The following is a 21,975-nucleotide window of genomic DNA, read 5'->3' on the forward strand; positions in this document are numbered from 1 at the left end:
GGTTTTTTTAATTTTTCTTATAAATCAATAATTATTTTGAGCTGCGTTTTACTAAGGGATTTTTTATAAGTATTGCTCGCTTTCCTCGGGGACTGTCTCAGCCTGTAGTCTTCGCCTAGTCCTGTTCCCGCAGGCGTCTCGCAATACAATTTATTCCATGGTTTGTTGTGTCGTAATTACAAAATATAAAAAAGCAATTTCTATTTTCAAAATAGAGATTGCCTTTTTATGTTACCGACTATACTTATTATTTTATTGTTCCAGCGTCTTTATCATGGACGCCGTGACGGTAATAATCAATATATTCAGGGTCTAATGGTTTTTTACCTCGGATGATGTCTGCAGCTTTTTCAGCCATCATCAATACTGGTGAATGAATATTACCATTTGTCGTACGTGGCATTGCAGAAGCATCTACGACACGTAAATTTTCCATACCATGCACTTTCATAGTTTCTGGGTCAACTACTGACATTGGGTCTGAAGCTGGTCCCATTTTAGCACTACAAGATGGGTGTAATGCTGTTTCGCCATCTTTAGCAACCCAGTTCAGTATATCTTCATCTGATTGTACTTCAGGTCCTGGTGAAATTTCTCCACCATTAAATGGATCTAAAGCTTTTTGAGATAAGATGTTACGTGCAACTTTGATTGCTTCTACCCATTCACGTTTATCTTCTTCAGTTGATAAATAGTTGAAGACAAAGTTTGGTTTTTCAAACGGATCTTTTGATTTAATTTTTAGGCTACCACGTGAGTTAGAATACATTGGTCCAACGTGTACTTGGTAACCATGTGCTGTAGGTGCTTTTTGTCCATCATATCTTACTGCAATTGGTAAGAAGTGGAACATTAAGTTAGGATAATCAACTTCGTCGTTAGAGCGTACGAATCCGCCACCTTCGAAGTGGTTTGATGCTGCTGCACCTTTACGAGCAAAAATCCATTGCAAACCGATAAATGGCATCTTGAATTTATTTAAACTTGGTTGTAAAGACACTGGTTGTTTACATTTATGTTGAACATAGACTTCTAAGTGATCTTCAAAGTTTTCACCTACACCAGGCAAATGAATACGTGGTTCAATGCCTAATGATTTTAAGAATTCTGAATCACCAATACCTGATAATTGTAATAATTGAGGCGTATTGAATGCACCACCTGATAAGATAACTTCTTTAGCATTTATAGTATGTTCTTTACCATTTTTCTTAAATGTTACACCAGTTACTTTGTTGTTACCTTCGAAATTAATTTTAGTAACAAATGCACGTGTTTGCACATCTAAGTTTTTACGTCTCATAGCTGGATGTAAATAAGCTCTTGATGCTGATACACGTCTACCGTTGTGTACTTGGCTATCAAATGGCCCAAAACCTTCTTGACGAAAACCATTTACGTCTGGTGTTTTATTATATCCCGCTTCAACCCCAGCGTTGAAAAATGCTTGGAATAATGGATTTGTAGCTGGTCCACGTTTTAATTTAATTGGACCATGATGACCACGAAATTCGTCGTCTTTAGTTGCACCGAATGTTTTTTCTAAACGTTTAAAGTATGGTAAACAATGTGCGTAATCCCAATTATCCATACCTTCTGGTTGTGCCCATTTTTCGTAGTCCATTGGGTTACCACGTTGATAAATCATACCATTGATAGAACTAGAACCACCTAGTACTTTACCACGTGCATGTCCTACTTTTCGTCCTTTCATAAATGGTTCTTCATTTGTTTCATAAATCCAGTCATATAATTTATTACCCGCTGGATACATTAATGCTGCTGGCATTTGAATTAATAAATCCCAAAAATAGTCACTACGTCCTGCTTCTAATACAAGTACGTTTTTAGATTTATCTTCACTTAAACGACTTCCTAAAACTGATCCGGCACTACCGCCACCAATTATAATATAATCATATGCTTCTCTCATTTATATATGTCCTCCCGTATTATAATCTGAGTTTGCTATTTGCTTTATTGTTTACCAAACCAATTTACAGGTTCAGGTTGTGTATTTCTTAAGATATGTTTTTCAATTTGATATTCAGCTAAACCTGTTTTACCAAGTTCTCTACCGATACCTGATTGTTTATAACCGCCCCAAGGTGCTTGAGCAAAGTAAGGATGGAAATCATTGATCCATACTGTACCCATTTTCAATTTGCTTGCTACGCGTTCAGCTTTACCAACATCTGTAGTGAAGACGCCACTAGCAAGTCCATAAATTGAATCGTTTGCTAATTCAATCGCTTCTTCTTCAGTTGAAAATCCTTCAATTGTTACTACTGGACCAAATACTTCTTCTTGAACGATACGCATTGAAGTGTCGCAGTCTGTAATTACAGTTGGTTCGAAGAAAAATCCATCTTGTAAATCTTCTCTATCAGGACGTTTACCACCGATAGCGATAGTTGCATTTTCTGCTTTAGCAACTTCCATGTATTTTTCAATTTTGTCACGGTGTTCTTGTGAAATAACTGGACCCATTTCAGTATCTTCATCAAAACCGTTACCTAATTTAATATTTTTAATACGTTCGATTAACGCTTGTTCAAATTGTTCTTTAATGTCGTTATGCACAATGATTCTTGAACCTGCTGAACATACTTGACCAGCATGGAAGAAACCGCCGTTAAGCGCTTGGTCTACAGCTAAATCGAAATCTGCATCAGCGAAAATAATGTTAGGATTTTTACCGCCTAATTCTAATGCAATGTTTGTAACATGATCTGCCGCTTGTTTCATAATGTGTTTACCAGTTTTAATACCACCAGTAAATGATACTAAGTCTACTTCCTCGTGTGCTGATAATGGCTCACCAACTTCTGAACCTTTACCAAGTACTAAGTTGATAACACCTTTAGGGAAACCAATTTCTGCCATTAATTCGAATACACGGATTGTTGTTAATGGTGTGATTTCACTTGGTTTCATTACTAATGAACAACCAGATACTAATGCTGGTGCTATTTTCCAAGAAGCTTGTAATAAAGGATAATTCCAAGGTGTAATTTGTGTTACGACACCAACTGGTTCTTTAACAATTTTACTGTCAGTGTTTGGAATTGGAGAATCGATTATTTCTCCGCCTTCTTTATCTGCAAGTCCTGCATAATACATAAATACGTTATGGATATCATCCATGTCTGCATAAGACTCTTCTAATGTTTTACCAGTGTCTAAAGTTTCTAATCTCGCTAGTTCTTCTTTATTGTTTTTAATCGCATCAGCGATAGCTCTTACTTTTTGTCCTCTTTGTTCACTTGTTGTTTGTTGAGAATATGCTCCGTCTTCAAATGCTCTTCTAGCAGCTAAGATAGCACGTGTTGAATCTTCCGCTGTACCTTCTGCTACTTCTAATATCGTTTCTTGATTGTATGGATTAATAATCGTACGTGTTGCTTTGTTTGAGCTCTCTACCCACTCACCATCAATGTATTGACGACGAGATAAATTGTTTACAAGTTGCATCAAATTACCTCCGTTAAGTTTGTTAAATTTTTATTTAACGAATTTTACAAAGTTATGTTAGCATAGTAATTAAAGCTATGTCAAATCTCTCTCAGAACGTTATAGATGACTGATATAGGTTTGTGCTATAGTATGTTAATATTGAGAAAAACATTACATACTAAAAATTAAGTTTAAAAAACCAGATTCGGAGGTGCATGACATGCCAAATAAAAATCAACCTGAAGCTTTAATAGAACAAGCTAAAGATATCGTTATTAACGCAATTGGTGCGACAATGGATTTGTATGGCATTAATCGTAGTGTTGGTAACTTGTATGGCACGATGTTATTTGAAGATAGCATGACATTAGATGAAATGCGTCAGCAACTACAAATGAGTAAACCAAGCATGAGTGCTGGCGTTAAAAGATTACAAGAATTTCATATCGTCAAACAGCAATTTACGCGTGGCAGTAGAAAACAACATTTCGTTGCCGAAAAAGACTTTTTCAATTTCTTTAATAATTTCTTCACTCAAAAATGGAGTCGAGAAATTGAAATTAATAGAGACGGTGTCTATAAAGCTATTTCCTTATTAGATAAAATCTTAGATGATAGCCAAACTGATGAAAATACGAAACAACAAGCTACAAAAATTAAAAACCAACTCATCGACACATTGCCATATTATGAATGGTTGGAAAATCTTAGTGACGCAATTGATTCAGGAGAAATATTTAAATACTTCCCAATCCCTGAACCTCGTCAACCCTAATAACATAACTTAAACAAGTCTTATAGATGCGTCGTCTATAAGGCTTTTTTGTTATCTCATTTAGCTTGTTATAAAAAAACAGCGAAGAATTCTGTTCTTTATGAATTCCTCGCTGTTTTTTTATAAGTTATCGTCTAAGTTTTCATCTTGTTGTCGTTCTCTTACTTGTGTAATACGTAATGATCTTCTTTCTACTTCTTTATAACGATCGGCACGACGTTGTAATTTTAATCTGTCGTTCGATAGTGTTTTCAAGAATGCGACCATCATCATTACAAATATGACGAGCAGTGGCACACTGGAAACAACCGTAGCCGTTTTAAGCACTTCCAATGAGCGTTGGCCACCGACAAGCATTAATGAAAATGGTAATAAACATAACGCGAATGCCCAGAATAAGCGGTTTGGTTTTAATGGTTCACCTATAACTTTTTTCTGTGAAGCTGCTGCTAATATATATGACCCAGAGTCAAATGTCGTAGCCAAGAATAAAAACGCTGAAATTAAGAATAATGCGATGACTACTTTTGAAAATGGTAAATGACTTAATATTTTCATAAGTGTTGGTTCAGTACCAATTGTATTAATAGAATGCACAACATCAAATTGTCCTGATAATTGTAAAAATAGTGCATAGTTACCGAAAATACCAAAGAATAACATACAACCAAATGTACCGTAGATTAACGTTCCTAGTACTAATTCTTTCAACGTTCTTCCTTTTGAAATACGTGCAATAAATAGACCAATGAATGGTGCGTAAACTAACCACCATGCCCAATAGAATACTGTCCATTGTTCAGGGAATTTGTTATCTGGTTGTCCTTTAATTTGGCCTAATGGTTGCGCGTAAGTCGCCATTTCAAAGAAATTTTTAAATAAGTTACCGATACTTGTTACAGAATTTTCCAATATAAACATCGTCGGTCCCGCAATAAGAACGAAAGCTAGTAATACAAAAGCTAGTATAACGTTCCAGTCACTTAGTACTTTAATTCCTTTTTTCAATCCTGAATAAGAACTGTAGGCGAAAATAACAGTAATCGTAAATAGCACGACGCCTTTAGTAACAATACTATCACCATTAATGCCAAACAATGTTTCTAATCCTGAAGAAATCATTGGTACACCTAGCGCAAGTGAAGTTGCAGCTCCACCTACTAATCCAAATATAAATAGTACGTCTATCAATTTACCTACATAGCCATCAGTATGTCCTCTAAGTACCGGTCTTAAAGTCTGACTAATTTTATAAACTGGTTTTTTCTTTACAAAAATTTGATATCCGATAGCCAATGCAGGTAAAACGAATGTCGCCCATGCGATTGGTCCCCAATGGAACATACCGTACATCGAAGCGTATTCTAATGCTTCATGACTAAAAGGTTTTGCATTATGTGGTGGTGCTTGATAATAAAAAGCCCATTCCACTAATCCCCAATATAAAATATCAGATGCAATACCAGCACAGAAGAGCATCGCAGCCCAACTGAAAGTATTAAATTCTGGTTTATCCGTTGCTTTACCTAAAGTAACATTGCCGTATTTACCAAATGCAATATATAAGACGAATCCTAAGACGGCTATGCCTAAAACTAAATAAGCTACACCTAATGAACTCGTTACGACTTCGTTCATTTGCGTAATTATATCTTGACTGGCTTTTGGAAAGGCCATCATCGGTATAACTGCAATAAGTAGAATTGCAAACGCACCTATGAATGTAGGCCAATCCATTAGCGTTCCTTTTCTTTTTTTCAAAATCGAGCACTCCCCATTATAGAATGATTATGTATTGTGCATCACTTACTAAATTGAGTAACATATGCAATTGATTTAATTCATAATGAAGAGGTTAACGAACTTTATATAATAATGCAAATTACATACAATTTTATTTTTCGTTTTCAATGAATAAATATATATATAGTCAATTTTTATAAGTCAAAAAAATTGCTATAATAACAGTGTTAAATTTAAATTTAACGTAATGAACAAATCTTACAATGCATACATTTTGTATTTATATTCATGAAAATATAATAAATATTCATTTCAAAAAATTCTTTTTTTTGCTAAAATTAGTATTATTTTTGCGTCTATTTCCAGTAAAAATAACTCATTATTCATAACTTATTTTTGCGGTTGAGTGTACCAACATTTTAGAAATTTATATAATACCTCACTAAAGTTTTCTAATTCGCTTATGGTTATTTTTTCATCTACACTATGTGCTTCTTCTAGACTACCAGGACCATATAAAATTGTCGGAATACCAAAATAAGCAGTCCATCCTCCATCAGTCACTGTTGTACTTAAACCTGTCTCTAAAGGCGCACCATGAACTTGTTCATGTAAATCGCTGAGCAACGTATAACCTAAATGCGTTGTAGGTACTACAAAGCTCGGAAATATTTCGCCGCGATCTTCTATCATAGATGCTCCTCCCCATTCAAATGTTAGCGGATTTTGAGCTAACCATAAGTCTGCTTGGGCTACTTTATTTAAATAATCTTCAATTTCAGCAACCACTTCTTCATAACTTTCATTTGGTAAATAATGAACAGTAATCCATAGTCGACATTCGTCAGCTATAAATGCGGGATGTCTACCACCTTCAATCACAGCAGGGTTTATCGTATTCGCACCCGGCGTCATCCCCTCATAAGATTTCATTACTGCCCAATGGCTTTCTAAGTCATTGAGTGCGCGAATTATAATCGTCATTTTTTCAATCGCATTTGCCCCAAATTTTCCGCCACCAGCATGTATCATACTATGTCTTGCTCCATCATGGACTGTTTCTTTACTTTTTATTGTAATCCAACCCGTTATGACGCCTCCTTGACCTAAGGCTTTTTGCTCACTCGTATCAAGTATTAATGCTAAGTCAGCTTGCGGACTATGTTCACACGCTAGTTTAGTGCCGGCTTCACCTACTTCTTCGCCAACGACAGATTGAACAATAATGTCACCTTTAGGTCGTATTTGTTGCTGATGTAATTGTTCTAATACATAAAATAACGTTGCCATATCACCTTTCATATCGCTTACGCCTCTGCCATACAGCCACTCGTCTGCTTGTGTCAATTCGAATGGTGGATACTGCCAGTTACTATCATCTTCAACAGAGGCAACGTCCATATGCCCATTTAAAATTAATTTAGGTGCATTGGTGTCTTGTCCTTATAAAGTTGCAATAATCACGCTGTCGTTATCGTATAATGGCTTTCTCTTAATGTTAAAACCTATAGCGTGTAACAATGCTGCTACCTCATCTTGAAGTGGGTCTGTATTTCTACCAGGTGGACTTTCTGTTTGATGTGCTATAAGTTGTGCTAATAATTCTAAATGTCGTTGTTCCATCTAAATATCACCCTTTATCATTTATTTATCGATAATGTTAACATAATAAATTAAAGCGTTTACAAAATAGTAGTTTTAATTATTTTCATTCATTAAATAGCAAAAATGCTATGCCATAATGGCTTATATTGCTTAAAGTTAAATCTTCTTTGCTTTTAATATACTGCACGGTCACTTAAATATATTTTCATTTTACTAGTATAATGATTGCGTTCTCGCTCAATTTTTATCATACTAGAGATGAATCTAGTAAAAGGAGTGGAAGTAATGAATAAAGAACAACTTGAAAAAATCAAAACTGGTAAAGGCTTTATTGCAGCGCTAGACCAAAGTGGCGGAAGTACCCCTAAAGCACTTAAAGATTATGGCGTAGCAGAAGATCAATATAATAGTGAAGATGAAATGTTCAAATTAGTTCATGATATGCGTACACGTATTGTTTCTTCACCTGCATTTACATCAGATAAAATTATTGGTGCGATCTTATTCGAACAAACAATGGACCGTGAAGTTGAAGGTAAACACACTGGTGATTACCTAGCTGACAAAGGTGTCGTACCTTTCTTAAAAGTAGACAAAGGTCTAGATGAACAACAAGATGGCGTTCAATTAATGAAATCTATCCCAGACTTAGACGACTTGTTACAACGCGCTAACGACCATAAAATATTTGGTACTAAAATGCGTTCTAACATTTTAGAATTAAACAAAGATGGTATTGATTTAGTCGTTAAACAACAATTTGATATCGGTAAACAAATTATTTCAGCTGGCTTAGTTCCAATTATCGAACCTGAGGTTAACATTAACGCTGAAAACAAAGATCAAATCGAAGCTTATTTAGCAGAGTCAATTTTAACTGAATTAAATAAATTAAATGAAGATCAACTTGTAATGCTAAAATTAACTATCCCTACAAATGCTAACCAATATAAATCATTAATTGAGCATCCAAATGTAGTTCGTGTCGTTGCATTATCTGGTGGTTATAGCAGAGAAGACGCTAACAACTTACTAAAAGAAAATGACAACCTAATTGCAAGCTTCTCTCGTGCTTTAATTAACGACTTAAACGTTAATCAATCTGCAGCAGACTTCGACAAAATCTTAGGTGATACAATCGATTCTATTTACGATGCTTCAGTAAATAAAAACGCATAAATAATTTTCAAATTAAAACAAGCACCGGTACTTTGTACCGGTGCTTTTATATGCGCTTTTATTTTTTTATAGATAAATATTTAGTTTCTAAATATGGTTCAATACCTTCTGTACCACCTTCACGGCCATAACCACTTTCTTTAAAGCCACCAAAAGGTGCATGTGCTGCTGATGGTCCCCCATCATTCCAACCAATCACACCATACTCTAACTCATTATACAATTTAAGTCCTGTGCGATAATCATTAGTATAGAAATATGCCGCAAGACCAAATGGCGTATCGTTAGCAATTTTGATTGCTTCATCAAGGTCATTATATGCCATTACTGGCGCAATTGGACCGAACGTTTCTTCATTCATCACTTTCATATCTTGGTTTGCATTTGAGATAACGACTGGTTTTAAGAAATTACCACCTAATTCCGTTACTTCATCTAATGAGCGTGACACATGTCCACCTTTGCCCATAGCATCAGTAATTTGGTCTAAAACTTTGTCTACCGCGCCTTGATTAATTAATGGACCAACTTCTGTTCCTTCGTCCATACCGTTACCTACTTTAAGGCCATGTACTTTAGTCATTAATTTTTCGGTATATTGGTCAACGATATCTTCGTGAACATAAATACGATTTGCACAAATACAAGTCTGTCCAGCATTTCTAAATTTCGAAGCAATGGTCGCTTCAACCGCAGCATCGATGTCTGCATCTTTGTGAATAATAAACGGTGCTAATCCACCAAGTTCCATTGTGGCATTTTTTACAGAATCTGCCGCATCTTTAATCAATGTTTTACCTACTGGTGTAGAACCAGTAAATGTAATTTTACGAATCGCTTCATGACTTGTAAATGCCTCACCAGCATCTCTGCCAGAAGCTATAATGAATGAAATCGCATCTTTAGGGAAACCAGCTTCATGTGCGAGTTCAACAAGTCTAACAGTTGTTAAAGGCGTTTGTACCGCTGGTTTACAAACAATTGTACAACCTGCTGCTAATGCTGGTGCCATTTTTCTAGTAATCATTGCAGCTGGGAAATTCCACGGTGTGATTGCCCCAACTACACCAACTGGAAATTTACCTACTAATATTTCTTTGTCTGGCGTATTAGCCGGAATTGTACGTCCATAAATACGTTTTGCTTCTTCTGCGTACCATTTTACGTAAGAATTAGCGTATGTCACTTCACCTTTTGCTTCTGCTAATGGTTTACCACCTTCTAAAGTGATAAGTTCAGCGATTTCATCAATATGTGCATCGATTAATTCTGCCCATTTCAACAACTTAGCAGAACGTTCATGTGCATCAACTGTTCTCCATTCTTGAAATGCTTCATATGCACGATCAATTTGAGCAGTAACCTCTTCATTGCTAGTATATTCAAGTTCTTTGATAACGGCATTTGTTGCCGGATTTAATACTGATAATTTTGACATTTAAAAATCCCCCTTGATTTAAGGTCGTTCTACCTACTGCAAGTTACACAATGTGCTTCAGTTATGATGCTATGTTGCATTACAATATAGGTCACTCGGAAATATAATTAAATTTTCAAAGTGACCTTATTTATATTATACCCACTGTTAAGCGTTTATTTCAGCAAACGCTTTATTTAATATTGTAAATCCTTTTTCTAACTCATCTTCAGTAATTACTAATGGCGTTAAAAATCTAATAACATTACCTTTGATACCAGCAGACAATAATAACAAACCATTGTCATTAGCAGCTTTAACAAGTTCGCCAGTTAACGCTTTATTAGGTTCACCCGTTTTTTCGTCTACTAATTCAAATGCAACCATCGCACCGAGTCGACGTGTTTTTGTAATGCAATGATATGTGGCACTTAAAGTATTGATTTGGTCTTCTATTTTTTGACCTATTTCTTCAGAACGCGCATTCAACTGTTCTTTTTCTATGATATCGATTACTTTTAATGCGGCTTCACATGCAAGTGGATTCCCAGCATAAGTACCGCCAATTTCACCTGGGTTTGCACTATCTAATATTTCTTTTCTACCTACAACACCACTTAATGGGAAACCTGCAGCAAGGGATTTTGATACAGTCATTAAGTCTGGATCCACATCGAAATGTTCAATAGCAAACATCTTACCTGTACGTGCAAAACCGGTTTGAATTTCATCAGCTACAAACACAATACCATTTGCTTCACAAATTGCTTTCACTTCTTGCACAAATGCTTTAGGAGGAATAACGAATCCACCTTCACCTTGTACAGGTTCCATTACGATACAAGCTACTTCTTCGAGATCTACCGTTTCAATAAAGAAATCTTTTAAGCGCGCAATACTTTGAGCTACAAAATCTGCTTCCGATACGTTTGCTGGCTTTTCAGATAAATTTGGGTATGGCGCTTGATATACTTCTGATGCAAAAGGTCCAAAACCAAATTTATAAGGTCTTACTTTACTAGTCATAGACATTGTTAAATTTGTTCTACCGTGGAAGCCACGTACAAATGAAACTACTGCCTGTCTGCCAGTATGTTTACGTGCTAATTTAACGGCATTTTCTACCGCTTCAGCACCTGAATTAAGTAAAACTACTTTTTTATCAAAATGACCTGGTGTAATTTGCGTTAATTTTTCTGCAAGATTCAAATAACTTTCGTACATGATTACGTTAAATCCTGGATGAATAAATTTATCTAATTGTGTTTTTAAATGCGCAGTTATTTCTGGATGTGAATGTCCTACATTCAACGTACCAATTGCGCCAGCAAAATCGATAAAATCGTTGCCATCGACGTCTGTAATCGTCGCCCCCTGCGCTTTATCAGCAACGTGTAAATTACCGTTTCCTACTCCTTTAGCTACGAATTGTTCTCTCTTATCTTTGAATTTTGTGAAATTATTAGACATACTGAAAACCTCCACCCTTTACATACTAATTGTGTATTTGTGTCTATGTATTACTAAAATACACTTTCATGAAAAGCCCTTTGTTTATTTCATACAAGTAGCTCTAACATTTAGTAAAAATTTATCTGATTGTTGGTATTGTGTAAAGGACCAGTTGTCTATTTTAGAGGGTACCAATTTAATTAATTAACACTTGTTGCAAAATATTTACCGCTTCTGGAATAGCTTCAATTTCTAATTGTGAAAATCCAATAATTAAAGTTTTATATTTTGTTTGGTCACTAACAGGCGCCACCGTAAAACGATTAATCGTATAAAGTTCAATTTCATGGCTTTTGGCACGCGCTTCAATTTCGTCATAACTATATTCAGTATTTACTTCAACTATAAAATGTAAACCGGCATGCGTATCGTGAATTTTAATTTTAGTTTGAAATGTTTCCTTTAATTGTTCAATCAATTGTGATCTTTTAGCTTCATATAAATGATGCATTTTTTTAATATATCGCTCATAATGGCCATCTTTAATCATTAAATATAATGTTAGGGCATTGAGCATTGAAAAATCTGGTATAACATTATTGTTTATGTGTTCAAATTGTTCTACCAATGAAGTTGGCAATATCATGTAACTTAATCTTAGACCAGGCATCAACGTTTTAGAAAATGTGCCTAAATAGATCACACGATCACTTTTATCAAAGCTATATAATGACGGAATATTGTCAGTGTTATATTTAAACTCACTATCGTAATCATCTTCAATAACATAACCATTCGTTTTAGTTAACCAATTTAACAAATCTATACGTCTAGAAATCGGCATAATCGTGCCCATTGGAAATTGATGTGATGGCGTGACAATGACTAAGTCTGGCGCAGCAGCTTTAATAGCGGACATTGAAATACCTTTATCGTCTAAATCAATCGGAATCGTCGTTCTCTTAGTTTTGTTTAGTATATCTCTAAAGCGAAAATAACCAGGGTTTTCTACCGCTATTTTGCTGTCATCAGCCATCACATCCATAATTTGCTTTAATAAGACATTCGTACCTGATGCTATTACGATTTGTTCGGCGTTGCATTGGATCCCTCGTTTATAAGAAACGAGTTTAGCAATCGCTTGTCGTAACTCGATAGGACCTTTCAAATCTGGAATTGCCGATAAACGATGACTATAATTTTTAAACACTTGTTTCATTAATTTCGTCCAAGTATCAACTGGAAATTGCGTAATATCAGTGCTCATATGAGAGAAAGAGTAACGATATTGTTGTTCTTGTGATGGTGTAGTCGATGTTAAAGTATTCGTCGTTTGTGGTTCGACAATTAATTTTTCAAGTGGCTCTATAAAATAACCTTTACGTTCAAGTGTATAAATATAACCTTCTTCTAGTAATTGTTCATAAGCAGTTTTAACACTATTTACACTTACATTAAGATTCTGTGCCATTTCTCTTTTTGACGGTAATTTTTCATTACTATCATATTTAAATGCTAAAATATCTTCCTTCAAATTGTTATATAACTCTCGATAGATAAAAGTATTGTTGTTTTGATTCATAAGTCATCCCCCTGTTGCATCCCTTTATATCCCTGTACTGTAACTGTACTTAATCGAATTTATCTTATCATTACTTACTATTAAATGTATACGCTACATAAAAAAAACCAGAAGAGTAGCTCTTCTGGTTTTGTACATATTATAAAATTGGTGACGCCAGTTTAGCGATTGATTGTTTGAATTTAACCCATCCAGAACGTTCATCGTAACGTTCTTTCGTTAATGCTTTAGAAACTTTCAAGTCTTCTTTAAATGCTTCAGTTAATTTAGTAGCAATACCTTCATTATAAATAAAGGCATTTACTTCAAAGTTTAATTCAAAACTACGTACGTCCATATTGGCAGAACCAACACTTGAAACTTCGCCATCAATAATCATCATCTTAGAATGGATAAAGCCATTTTCATACGTATATACTTTAACACCATCTTGAATCAACTCTGCCACACTAGATAATGTAGCCCAATGCACTAGCGGTTGGTCTGGTTTATTCGGTATAATCATTTGCACGTCTATGCCTGACTTAGCGGCAATACGTAACGCATTGATATAACCTTTATCCGGTACAAAATATGGCGTATGAATATAAATAGACTCTTTCGCACTCATAATCATTTTTAAATAACCAAATTCGATTTGATGCCATACATCACTCGGGCCACTTAGACCTAACTGTAACATCACGTTACCATCAGGATAGGCATTGTCTGGGAAATATTTATCCGCAAATCCAAGTTGTTCATTATTTGTTTGTGAATTCCAATCTTGAATAAAGCTTAATTGTAAAGCGTCGACGCCATCACCTTGTATTCTTAAATGTGAATCTCGCCAATAACCAATTTTTTCATCTAAGCCTAAATATTCGTCACCAATGTTAAAGCCACCTACGTAACCTTTTTTACCATCAATAACTAATATTTTACGGTGGTTTCTGTTATTAACTCTAAAATTCAGTAAAGGTATCAATCGAGCTTTAAAGAAAGCTTCGACCTGCCCGCCGTCTTCTTGGAACGCTTTAAATTTGTATTTATGTAAATTTTTCGATCCAACTGCATCATATAATAATTTAACTTCTAGGCCTTCCTTAGCCTTTTGTTCTAGAATTTCAACAATTTCTTTTCCAATACCGTCTAATTCTAAAATGTAGTATTCCATATGGATATAATTTTGTGCATTGCGTAAATCTTCTTTCATTTGATTAAATAAATCGTGTCCATCTGTATAAACATCGACATGATTGTTATTACTTAAAAATGATTGGTCTTTTACTAACAATGAACGGACGATATCTTCATGCTTTTGAGTAATTGGGTCATCGTCAGACAACACCTGATCTGTCGACTTTTCAATTTGATTTTTAACACGTTGTCTACTATCTTCAACGTTATCGCCTTTACTCGAGTAATAAGAACTTTTCAGTTTTACCGTACGTCCTAAGAAAATGTACAATATAAAACCGAGGATAGGCATTACGAACAATAGTAATAACCAAGCCCATGTAGACGTTGCATCTCTTCTATCCCTATCTAAAAAGATAATGATAAAAGCTAAAATAATATTAATTCCAAAGAAAAAAAGTAAAACCCCTCTATAAATAGGACTTATACTTGCATCTAACAGTATTTGCAAAAAGAACACCTCGTTTTGTTCAACTTAAATCTATTTGTTGTCACATATAATACTATTTAAACATATTTAAAAAAATAATGACATTCTTATAATATTGGTTACCTTTAATAAAAAGAGACATATATTAACCTTATCATGTAACGACTTGATTAAGCTTTACCCGTATTGCATGGCTAAAAACGCATAAAAACGTGCCATTGCACATTGCAATAGCACGCGTTGTTCATTATGTCTTTTCATCGATAAGTAATTTCTCTATATAAAAAGCTGATTCCTCAATAGATTTATATTCCGTATTAATCACATTCGCATTCAATTTATGGAACACTTCTTCTGCATGAGCTAATTCTTCTTTAATTCGATTCATATTATTATAGTTTGTAGAATTACTTAATCCTAATACTTTCACACGCTCGCTACGAATATTCATTATATAGTTTGGACTCGCTGTTAGTCCGAATACCTTCATTTTTTTATTTTTATAAACTTCATCTGGAATGTCTACTTCAGGTACTAGTGGAATATTGGCTATCTTATATCCTTTATTAGCTAAATACATACTTAAAGGCGTTTTAGAAGTTCTAGACACCCCGATGATTAAAGCGTCCGCTTCCCCTATGTCGGTAAAATGTTTACCATCGTCATATTTCACCGAATATTCAATAGCTTCAATACGTTTGAAATATTGTTCATCTAACTTACGCAAAGCGCCACTTTCTAAAATGGGTTCACTGTGTGTACGATTTTGAATAAATTCAATCAACCCTGACATATAATCGATATACGCTATATCTTTTTCTTGTGCATACGTTGATCCTACTCTATTAAAATATGGATTCACTAAAGTCGTTACGACAATAGCTGATTTAGCAATAGCACGCTCTAATATACCAATTAATTCTTCTTCACTTTTAATGAAAGCAAATTTTTCTATAGCAATATGATGTAAGTCAGGAAATTGCGACAAAGTTGCATGTATCATTCGTTGTGCCGTCTCACCGATAGAGTCAGAAATGATAAATATCGTTAGTATGTCGTTATACTTACTATTTAACACTCAATCGCCCACTTTCCACAGCGCTTTGTGCCGTTGCTAAAATAGCACCTGGCACTCTAAATGGGGATCAAGATACGTAATCAATTGGTAATATATTAAAGTATGCTATAGATTTCATGTCTCCGCCCAGCTCACCACATACACCAATTTTAATATTAGGATTGACCGCTTTTGCTTGTTCAGACGCTAGCTTAATGAGTTGGCCGATACCATCGACATCAAGCGTTTGGAATGGATCGATTTCCATAATACCCTGATCAGCATATGCATTGATAAATTTACCGGCATCATCTCTTGAAAATCCATAAGTTAACTGCGTTAAGTCATTCGTTCCAAAACTAAAGAAGTCTTCTTCTTTAGCTATTTCATGTGCAATTAAACAAGCTCTAGGCGTTTCGATCATAGTTCCGATAGCGTAATTAAGCTCATGCCCGTTTTCATGTGCCATTCTTTCAATCTTTTCAATAATCATTGCTTTTAACGTTTTAAATTCTTCGACTGTAGACACTAAAGGTATCATAATTTCTGGATTTGTTTCGATACTTTGTTCTTTTAAGCGAATCACACTATTCATAATGGCTTCAACTTGCATCTCATACAATTCAGGGTATGTGATTGCTAAACGACATCCGCGATGACCTAACATTGGATTTACTTCATGTAACTGTTCAATATTCTGGTTCAATTCTCTTGTAGAAATGTTTAATTGTGATGCCACACTTTCTTTTTCTTCTTCTGAACGAGGTAAAAATTCATGTAACGGTGGATCTAATAAGCGAATTATTGTCGGTCTATCTTCAGATTGTCTTAAAATCTTTTCAAAATCATCTGTTTGATAAGTACTAATTTTGTTTAATGCTGCGACGCGTTGATCGTGGTTATGCGCTAAAATAAAGCGACGCATTTCAACTAATCTTTCTGGAGCAAAGAACATGTGCTCCGTTCTAACAAGACCAATACCTGTGGCATCAAATTGACATCCAGCTGCTATATCTTGTGGTGTTTCAGCATTCATTCGTACACTTAGTTGAGCAATTTCTGCAGCCCATTGCATAAACTTACTAAATGCTTCACTACGTTGTGCACTAATAGTATCAATTTCGCCCACATAAACATCACCATTCGCGCCATCTACCGATACAATATCACCTTCGTGTAAAACACCTTGTGAGTAAGTTACTATACGTTGTTGCGTATTAATTTCTAAATTTGCACATCCTGTCACACAAAATTTACCCATTCCACGCGCTACAACTGCCGCATGTGAAGTCATTCCGCCATGCGTCGTTACGATTGCTTTACTCGCTACCATACCTTCAATATCTTCAGGAGAAGTTTCAGGTCGCATTAAAACGACTTTCTCTCCTTGAGCTGCTTGAGCTTTAGCATCTTCTGCAGAGAAAACAATTTTACCTGTTGCAGCCCCAGGGCTTGCAGGTAAACCGGCTTTCGAAATAACAGTTGCTTGTGCTAATGCTTGTTCGTCAAAATTTGGATGCAATAATTGATCGATTGATTTTACTTCTACTTGTTTAATCGCATCTTCTTTACTAATAACGCCCTCTTGCACTAAGTCTACTGCGATATTAATTGCTGCATTAGCAGTACGTTTACCATTTCTTGTTTGTAAAATATAAAGTTGTTCATTTTCAATCGTGAACTCAATGTCCTGCATATCTTTATAATGTTGTTCTAAACTTTGAGACACTTTGACAAATTGTTGGTGAACTTGAGGCATTTGGTCATGTAATGTTGCTATGTCTCTAGGTGTACGAATGCCTGCCACTACGTCTTCACCTTGTGCATTCAGTAAATATTCTCCAAATAATTTCGCTTCTCCTGTCCCCGGATGACGTGTAAATGCTACGCCCGTGCCACTACGATCTCCACTATTACCAAAAACCATTTCTTGTACGTTTACTGCTGTACCTATGTCATATGGAATATCATTTAATTGTCTATAAACACGGGCACGGTCATTGTCCCAAGACTTAAATACCGCTTCAATTGCTTCGGTTAATTGCACAATTGGCTCTTGTGGGAATGGTTTATCAACCTTTTCTTCATATATGGCTTTATAGCGTTCACATATTGCTTGTAGCCCTTCCGCTGGAATATCGGCATCAATTTCATAACCGTGTTGTTTTTTATAATCATTAAAATATGTATCAAATGCAGTCATTGGTACGTCATAGACGACTTCTCCAAACATTTGTAATAAACGGCGGTAACAATCATAAGCAAAACGCTCGTCATTTGTTTTACGAGCAAGCTTTTCTACATTGTCATCATTCAAACCTAAGTTCAAAATAGTATCCATCATTCCTGGCATTGAAATTTTGGCACCACTACGTACCGATACTAATAATAAGTTGTCACTAGACGAGAATGCTTTATTCGTACGAGTCGAAAATGCCGCTAATTGATCTTGAAGTGCAGACATTAGTGTTTCAGATAATGTGCCTCCTTGTTCAAGGTAGTCAATACAAGCTTGCGTCGTAATTGTAAATCCATCAGGCACTGGTAAACCTAACCTTTTCATTTCTGCTAAGTTCGCACCCTTACCCCCTAATAGATCTTTCATACCTTTTTTACCTTCATCGAATGCGTATATTAATTTCGTCATACTTAACACCTCTTTAATTTTTAATATGTTATACTAATTTTAATGAGTATGTCATATTAATCGTTAAATAACAACTAAAATGTATAAATTTTCCGAAATTTTTTTAATATAAAATACAATTTTCATAACTCGCATGTGATATATACATTCTAAAAAACATTGTCACCAAGCCATTTTAAAAGTGTGTCATATTAGTGATATTACATTAATGACAACTTTTAGACCTTCCATATTTATTTAGTTAATTTTTAAAAATGCAGTTTATATACATTGTTTAATATTAAAAACAAGTGCTTTTTCACTAATATGTCATACTATTTTACGAATTCGCGATTTTTATTGAATTTATGTTAAAAAAAACCATTACTACCTTGAATAGATAGTAATGGTAAATTTATTATGCTTCACTTTCGATAGAATTAAAGAACGCTCCCATTTGTTGTGCAGCATCCGGTGCAAACATTAATTCTAGATTGTCTTGTGATTCTTGTGCTCTGTCTTGTGCATAACTTAACATTTGTTGTTCATATTGGCGTATTGCCTCATCAAAATTATCATTCACTTTTAATGCTTCTACAAAAATATACGCATCATATAATGCTGTATTTACACCTTCGCCGGCAAAGGGACTCATTAAATGTGCTGCATCACCTAACAATGTCACTTGTGCGTCATGATGCCAATTGAATCCGATAGGCAATTTATATATTCTTCTAAATAAGACATCGTCACTCATAGCATAAATATACGCTTTTAAATCTTCATGCCAGTCATCAAAATAATCTAGTAACTGAGCTTTTAATTCACTTATAGATAATTGTTTGTAACTGTCTAATCGTTCCTTAGGTGCTCTATATGACACGTACACTTTTATACGTCCATCTCCATTTAATTGAGCTAATAATGCTTGATTGCCACCCAATGCCATTGCCTTACCATTTTTATTATAAGTCGCTAACTCTGGGTAATTATTTTTAACATCATCAATATTTATTTCAACCATTGAAATACCTGTATACTCAATATCTGCAGTCGATAAGTAGGGTCTTACTTTAGAGAATGCTCCGTCTGCCCCTACTACTAAATCAAATTGTTCCATGTCACCATTTGTAAATGATACAGCTACTTTATTATTAGATAAATGCTCTAAAGAATCAAAAACATAGCCATATTTAATATGTGCTTTGTCTAGTTGTGCCAATATAATGTCACATAGTTCGCCACGGTCTATTTCTGGTCTGCCACCTTCTCCTTCAGCATCTTCTTCAAAAATCACCGTACCGTCTTTAGCAATAACTTTCGTATCTTCACCTTCGTATCTAACTAAAGATTTAAAGTGATTATATATACCCGTTTCAATAATCGAAAGTTGGCCACTATCATCATGAATATCTAATGAACCACCACGCTCACTATTCACGGTTGGATGAGCTTTTTCAAAAATTGTATAGTCATAGCCTTGTTGTTGTAACAATAAGCCGAGCATTAAGCCACCAGGACCACCGCCTATAATTGCGATACTTTTATTAGTTTTATTACTAGTCATTTCATATTCCTTCTTTATTTATATAAACTATCTAAATCTTCAGTTGTTTGTTCTACAAACTTTTTAAATTGTTGTTTCTTCTCATCATCATTCATCGCTTCTTTGCCAGCTAACATAAATTTTTTAAATAATTCCTGTAACTCGCCACGCATAGCTTTCATTGCTTCAAAGTCCATATTTTTAAATTGTTCCATGCGTTGTAACATGTCATCATTATTCATATTATCTGCTAAAAATTGTGCGCCTTCTTCAGTGATTGTATATACTTTTTTCTTACCATCTCGTGAAGTTGAGACAAATTCTCTGTCTTCTAACATTTGTAATATTGGATATACAGAGCCTGGGCTCGGAGAATAAAAACCTTTGAAACGTTCTTCTAAGTCTTTAATAATTTGATAACCGTGTTTTGATTCCTCTTGTAACATTTTTAAAATGACAAACTGTAAATTTCCTTTTTTGAAGAATCGATCTTTACCTCGTGCTCTAAATGCACGTTCCATATCTTCTGGACCATGTCCGCCAAATCCAAATCCGTCTCTATTCATCATTCTGCTTCTCATATAGTGCGCTTTTTTCTCAAATTGTTTTCTAAACATTATAATCACCTTTCTTCATTTCGATATATCGAAAGTATAAACGATATATCGAAATACGTCAACGAAATATCGTTATTTTTTATTGATTTATAGTTAAATACTGATATATCAACATTTTGCATAAAAAAACACCTAACAGAAAGTTACTTCTGTTAGGTATTTTTTTATTGTTATTGTTCTTTAAAATTGATTAAAAATCAAACTATCAATCGTGTGGTTTTCAGCTTTATGCAATATTAAATCTGCTCTACTTTTAGTTGGGTAAATGTTATTGATCACATTAGGTTCATTAATATCTGTCCATAATTGTGTCGCTAATTTAATCGCTTCATCTCGCGATAAATTTTTATATTGATAAAAGTGTGACTCTGGTTTTTGAAAGGCGCTTTCTTGTAATTTTAAAAATCTTTGAATATACCATGATTTCATTAAATCTAAAGATACGTCTAAGAATATTTTATAGTCAATATAATCGCTTACTAATTGTTCTGCATGTCCATGTACTTGGAATATATTTACCCCTTCGATAATTAAAATATCTGGTTGGTCCACATAATGAAAATCATCTTTCAACCGGTCGTAAGTTAAATGTGAGTATGTATAAGTCGGGACTTTCTCACCGTCTTTTATACTTTTCAAGTGTTGAATCAATGTGTTGGATTCATAGCTTTCAGGAAATCCTTTTTTTGACATGATATTTTGTGCCAACAGTTCTTTCTTCGGCAAAATATACCCATCTGTCGTTATTAAATCAACTTTCCACTCTGGATTATGTTTACTTAACAATTCAGCTAATAAACGTGCAACAGTACTTTTACCAGCAGCTACACCACCTGATACACCAATAACAAATGGTATTGTACGTTTACGATTTACTATTTTTTGTTGAATATAGTTAATGTATTCTTTATGTCTACGCGTTTTTTCACTTAACATCTCTATTAAAGGGAAGTATAATGTTTTAATTTCTTGTTTGGTAGCATAGTCATTTAAACTTAATAAACTTTCAAAATCGAGATCTTCCAAATTTATATCTACTGAGCTATCTATATTTTGCCACTGCTTTTTTGAAAATTCCACGTCACTATCTCCTTTTAAACCACACATTAGTCGTTATATTTAACGATAATATTTTAAGCGCCTTCATTTAATAATCTCAACTAGTATAATGCAACATGTGCTGTGATTCAATAAAACGATTCAAAAAATTTAACACACTTACTTTTATAAACACAAATATAATTAAATCATTACTATATTTTTAAATTCATGTATTTCGTATTATAATGAAAGTGCTTACAAATTGATATT

At 34.5% G+C, this 21,975-nt stretch carries 13 protein-coding genes and 2 pseudogenes; 2 read left to right on the forward strand and 13 right to left on the reverse strand.

From position 1 onward, the window contains the following. Positions 1–247 precede the first annotated feature (247 nt). Both betA and betB read right to left on the reverse strand, forming a co-directional pair. On the reverse strand, positions 248–1,933 hold the full coding sequence (gene betA / locus RPL90_RS00825; protein ID WP_313541483.1) for a choline dehydrogenase: 1,686 nt from the start codon (positions 1,931–1,933) through the stop codon (positions 248–250). A 44-nt stretch (positions 1,934–1,977) separates the two neighbouring features. Then, positions 1,978–3,474 carry a betaine-aldehyde dehydrogenase gene (betB, locus tag RPL90_RS00830; protein ID WP_313541485.1) on the reverse strand — a complete coding sequence of 499 codons (1,497 nt, stop codon included), beginning with the start codon at positions 3,472–3,474 and terminating at the stop codon, positions 1,978–1,980. 202 nt (positions 3,475–3,676) lie between these two features. Between betB and cudC the strand changes: the two genes are divergently transcribed. Then, entirely contained in the window at positions 3,677–4,231 is a 555-nt protein-coding gene (cudC, locus tag RPL90_RS00835) for a choline uptake/conversion transcriptional regulator CudC (protein ID WP_313541487.1), read from the forward strand. A gap of 120 nt (positions 4,232–4,351) precedes the next feature. On the opposite strand, the gene RPL90_RS00840 is transcribed toward cudC, so the two are convergent. Both RPL90_RS00840 and RPL90_RS00845 read right to left on the reverse strand, forming a co-directional pair. Further along, on the reverse strand, positions 4,352–5,968 hold the full coding sequence (locus RPL90_RS00840; RefSeq protein ID WP_398573838.1) for a BCCT family transporter: 1,617 nt from the start codon (positions 5,966–5,968) through the stop codon (positions 4,352–4,354). 396 nt (positions 5,969–6,364) lie between these two features. Continuing rightward, positions 6,365–7,597: pseudogene (locus RPL90_RS00845) on the reverse strand (acetylornithine deacetylase). A 267-nt stretch (positions 7,598–7,864) separates the two neighbouring features. Here RPL90_RS00845 and RPL90_RS00850 point away from each other — a divergent pair. After that, on the forward strand, positions 7,865–8,758 hold the full coding sequence (locus tag RPL90_RS00850; protein ID WP_313541490.1) for a fructose bisphosphate aldolase: 894 nt from the start codon (positions 7,865–7,867) through the stop codon (positions 8,756–8,758). 58 nt (positions 8,759–8,816) lie between these two features. On the opposite strand, the gene RPL90_RS00855 is transcribed toward RPL90_RS00850, so the two are convergent. The 9 genes and pseudogenes from RPL90_RS00855 to coaA form a co-directional block, all read right to left on the reverse strand. Further along, on the reverse strand, positions 8,817–10,196 hold the full coding sequence (locus RPL90_RS00855) for an NAD-dependent succinate-semialdehyde dehydrogenase (protein ID WP_313541492.1): 1,380 nt from the start codon (positions 10,194–10,196) through the stop codon (positions 8,817–8,819). 147 nt (positions 10,197–10,343) lie between these two features. After that, entirely contained in the window at positions 10,344–11,645 is a 1,302-nt protein-coding gene (gabT, locus tag RPL90_RS00860; protein WP_313541494.1) for a 4-aminobutyrate--2-oxoglutarate transaminase, read from the reverse strand. Positions 11,646–11,823: 178 nt separating this feature from the next. Further along, complete coding sequence (gene gabR, locus RPL90_RS00865; RefSeq protein WP_313541496.1) at positions 11,824–13,209, reverse strand: MocR-like transcriptional regulator GabR; 1,386 nt, start codon at positions 13,207–13,209, stop codon at positions 11,824–11,826. Positions 13,210–13,348: 139 nt separating this feature from the next. Beyond that, complete coding sequence (gene cls / locus RPL90_RS00870; RefSeq protein ID WP_313541498.1) at positions 13,349–14,839, reverse strand: cardiolipin synthase; 1,491 nt, start codon at positions 14,837–14,839, stop codon at positions 13,349–13,351. A 226-nt stretch (positions 14,840–15,065) separates the two neighbouring features. After that, positions 15,066–15,896, reverse strand: coding sequence for a pyruvate, water dikinase regulatory protein (locus RPL90_RS00875; RefSeq protein ID WP_313541499.1), 831 nt, complete (start codon positions 15,894–15,896; stop codon positions 15,066–15,068). A 70-nt stretch (positions 15,897–15,966) separates the two neighbouring features. Beyond that, positions 15,967–18,522 (reverse strand): annotated as a pseudogene (gene ppdK, locus RPL90_RS00880) (pyruvate, phosphate dikinase); the annotation flags it as partial. A 397-nt stretch (positions 18,523–18,919) separates the two neighbouring features. Further along, positions 18,920–20,068, reverse strand: coding sequence for an FAD-dependent oxidoreductase (locus RPL90_RS00885; protein ID WP_313541501.1), 1,149 nt, complete (start codon positions 20,066–20,068; stop codon positions 18,920–18,922). Positions 20,069–20,082: 14 nt separating this feature from the next. Further along, a complete protein-coding gene (locus RPL90_RS00890) occupies positions 20,083–20,664 on the reverse strand; it encodes a PadR family transcriptional regulator (RefSeq protein ID WP_313541503.1) in 582 nt (193 codons plus the stop codon). Between the two features lie 180 nt (positions 20,665–20,844). Further along, positions 20,845–21,744, reverse strand: coding sequence for a type I pantothenate kinase (gene coaA / locus RPL90_RS00895; RefSeq protein ID WP_313541505.1), 900 nt, complete (start codon positions 21,742–21,744; stop codon positions 20,845–20,847). Between the last annotated feature and the right edge of the window lie 231 nt (positions 21,745–21,975).

Origin of the sequence: Staphylococcus kloosii, from assembly GCF_032139365.1 — a bacterium.
Lineage (GTDB): Bacteria > Bacillota > Bacilli > Staphylococcales > Staphylococcaceae > Staphylococcus > Staphylococcus kloosii_A.

What these genes read in the sequence shown, in the direction of transcription:
- gabT (WP_313541494.1), bottom strand. Translation starts at nt 11,645, where the DNA reads ATGTCTAATAATTTCACAAAATTCAAAGATAAGAGAGAACAATTCGTA.
- RPL90_RS00890 (WP_313541503.1), bottom strand. Translation starts at nt 20,664, where the DNA reads ATGTTTAGAAAACAATTTGAGAAAAAAGCGCACTATATGAGAAGCAGA.
- RPL90_RS00850 (WP_313541490.1), top strand. Translation starts at nt 7,865, where the DNA reads ATGAATAAAGAACAACTTGAAAAAATCAAAACTGGTAAAGGCTTTATT.
- betA (WP_313541483.1), bottom strand. Translation starts at nt 1,933, where the DNA reads ATGAGAGAAGCATATGATTATATTATAATTGGTGGCGGTAGTGCCGGA.
- RPL90_RS00885 (WP_313541501.1), bottom strand. Translation starts at nt 20,068, where the DNA reads ATGACTAGTAATAAAACTAATAAAAGTATCGCAATTATAGGCGGTGGT.
- RPL90_RS00855 (WP_313541492.1), bottom strand. Translation starts at nt 10,196, where the DNA reads ATGTCAAAATTATCAGTATTAAATCCGGCAACAAATGCCGTTATCAAA.
- cudC (WP_313541487.1), top strand. Translation starts at nt 3,677, where the DNA reads ATGCCAAATAAAAATCAACCTGAAGCTTTAATAGAACAAGCTAAAGAT.
- RPL90_RS00840 (WP_398573838.1), bottom strand. Translation starts at nt 5,968, where the DNA reads ATGGATTGGCCTACATTCATAGGTGCGTTTGCAATTCTACTTATTGCA.
- betB (WP_313541485.1), bottom strand. Translation starts at nt 3,474, where the DNA reads ATGCAACTTGTAAACAATTTATCTCGTCGTCAATACATTGATGGTGAG.
- gabR (WP_313541496.1), bottom strand. Translation starts at nt 13,209, where the DNA reads ATGAATCAAAACAACAATACTTTTATCTATCGAGAGTTATATAACAAT.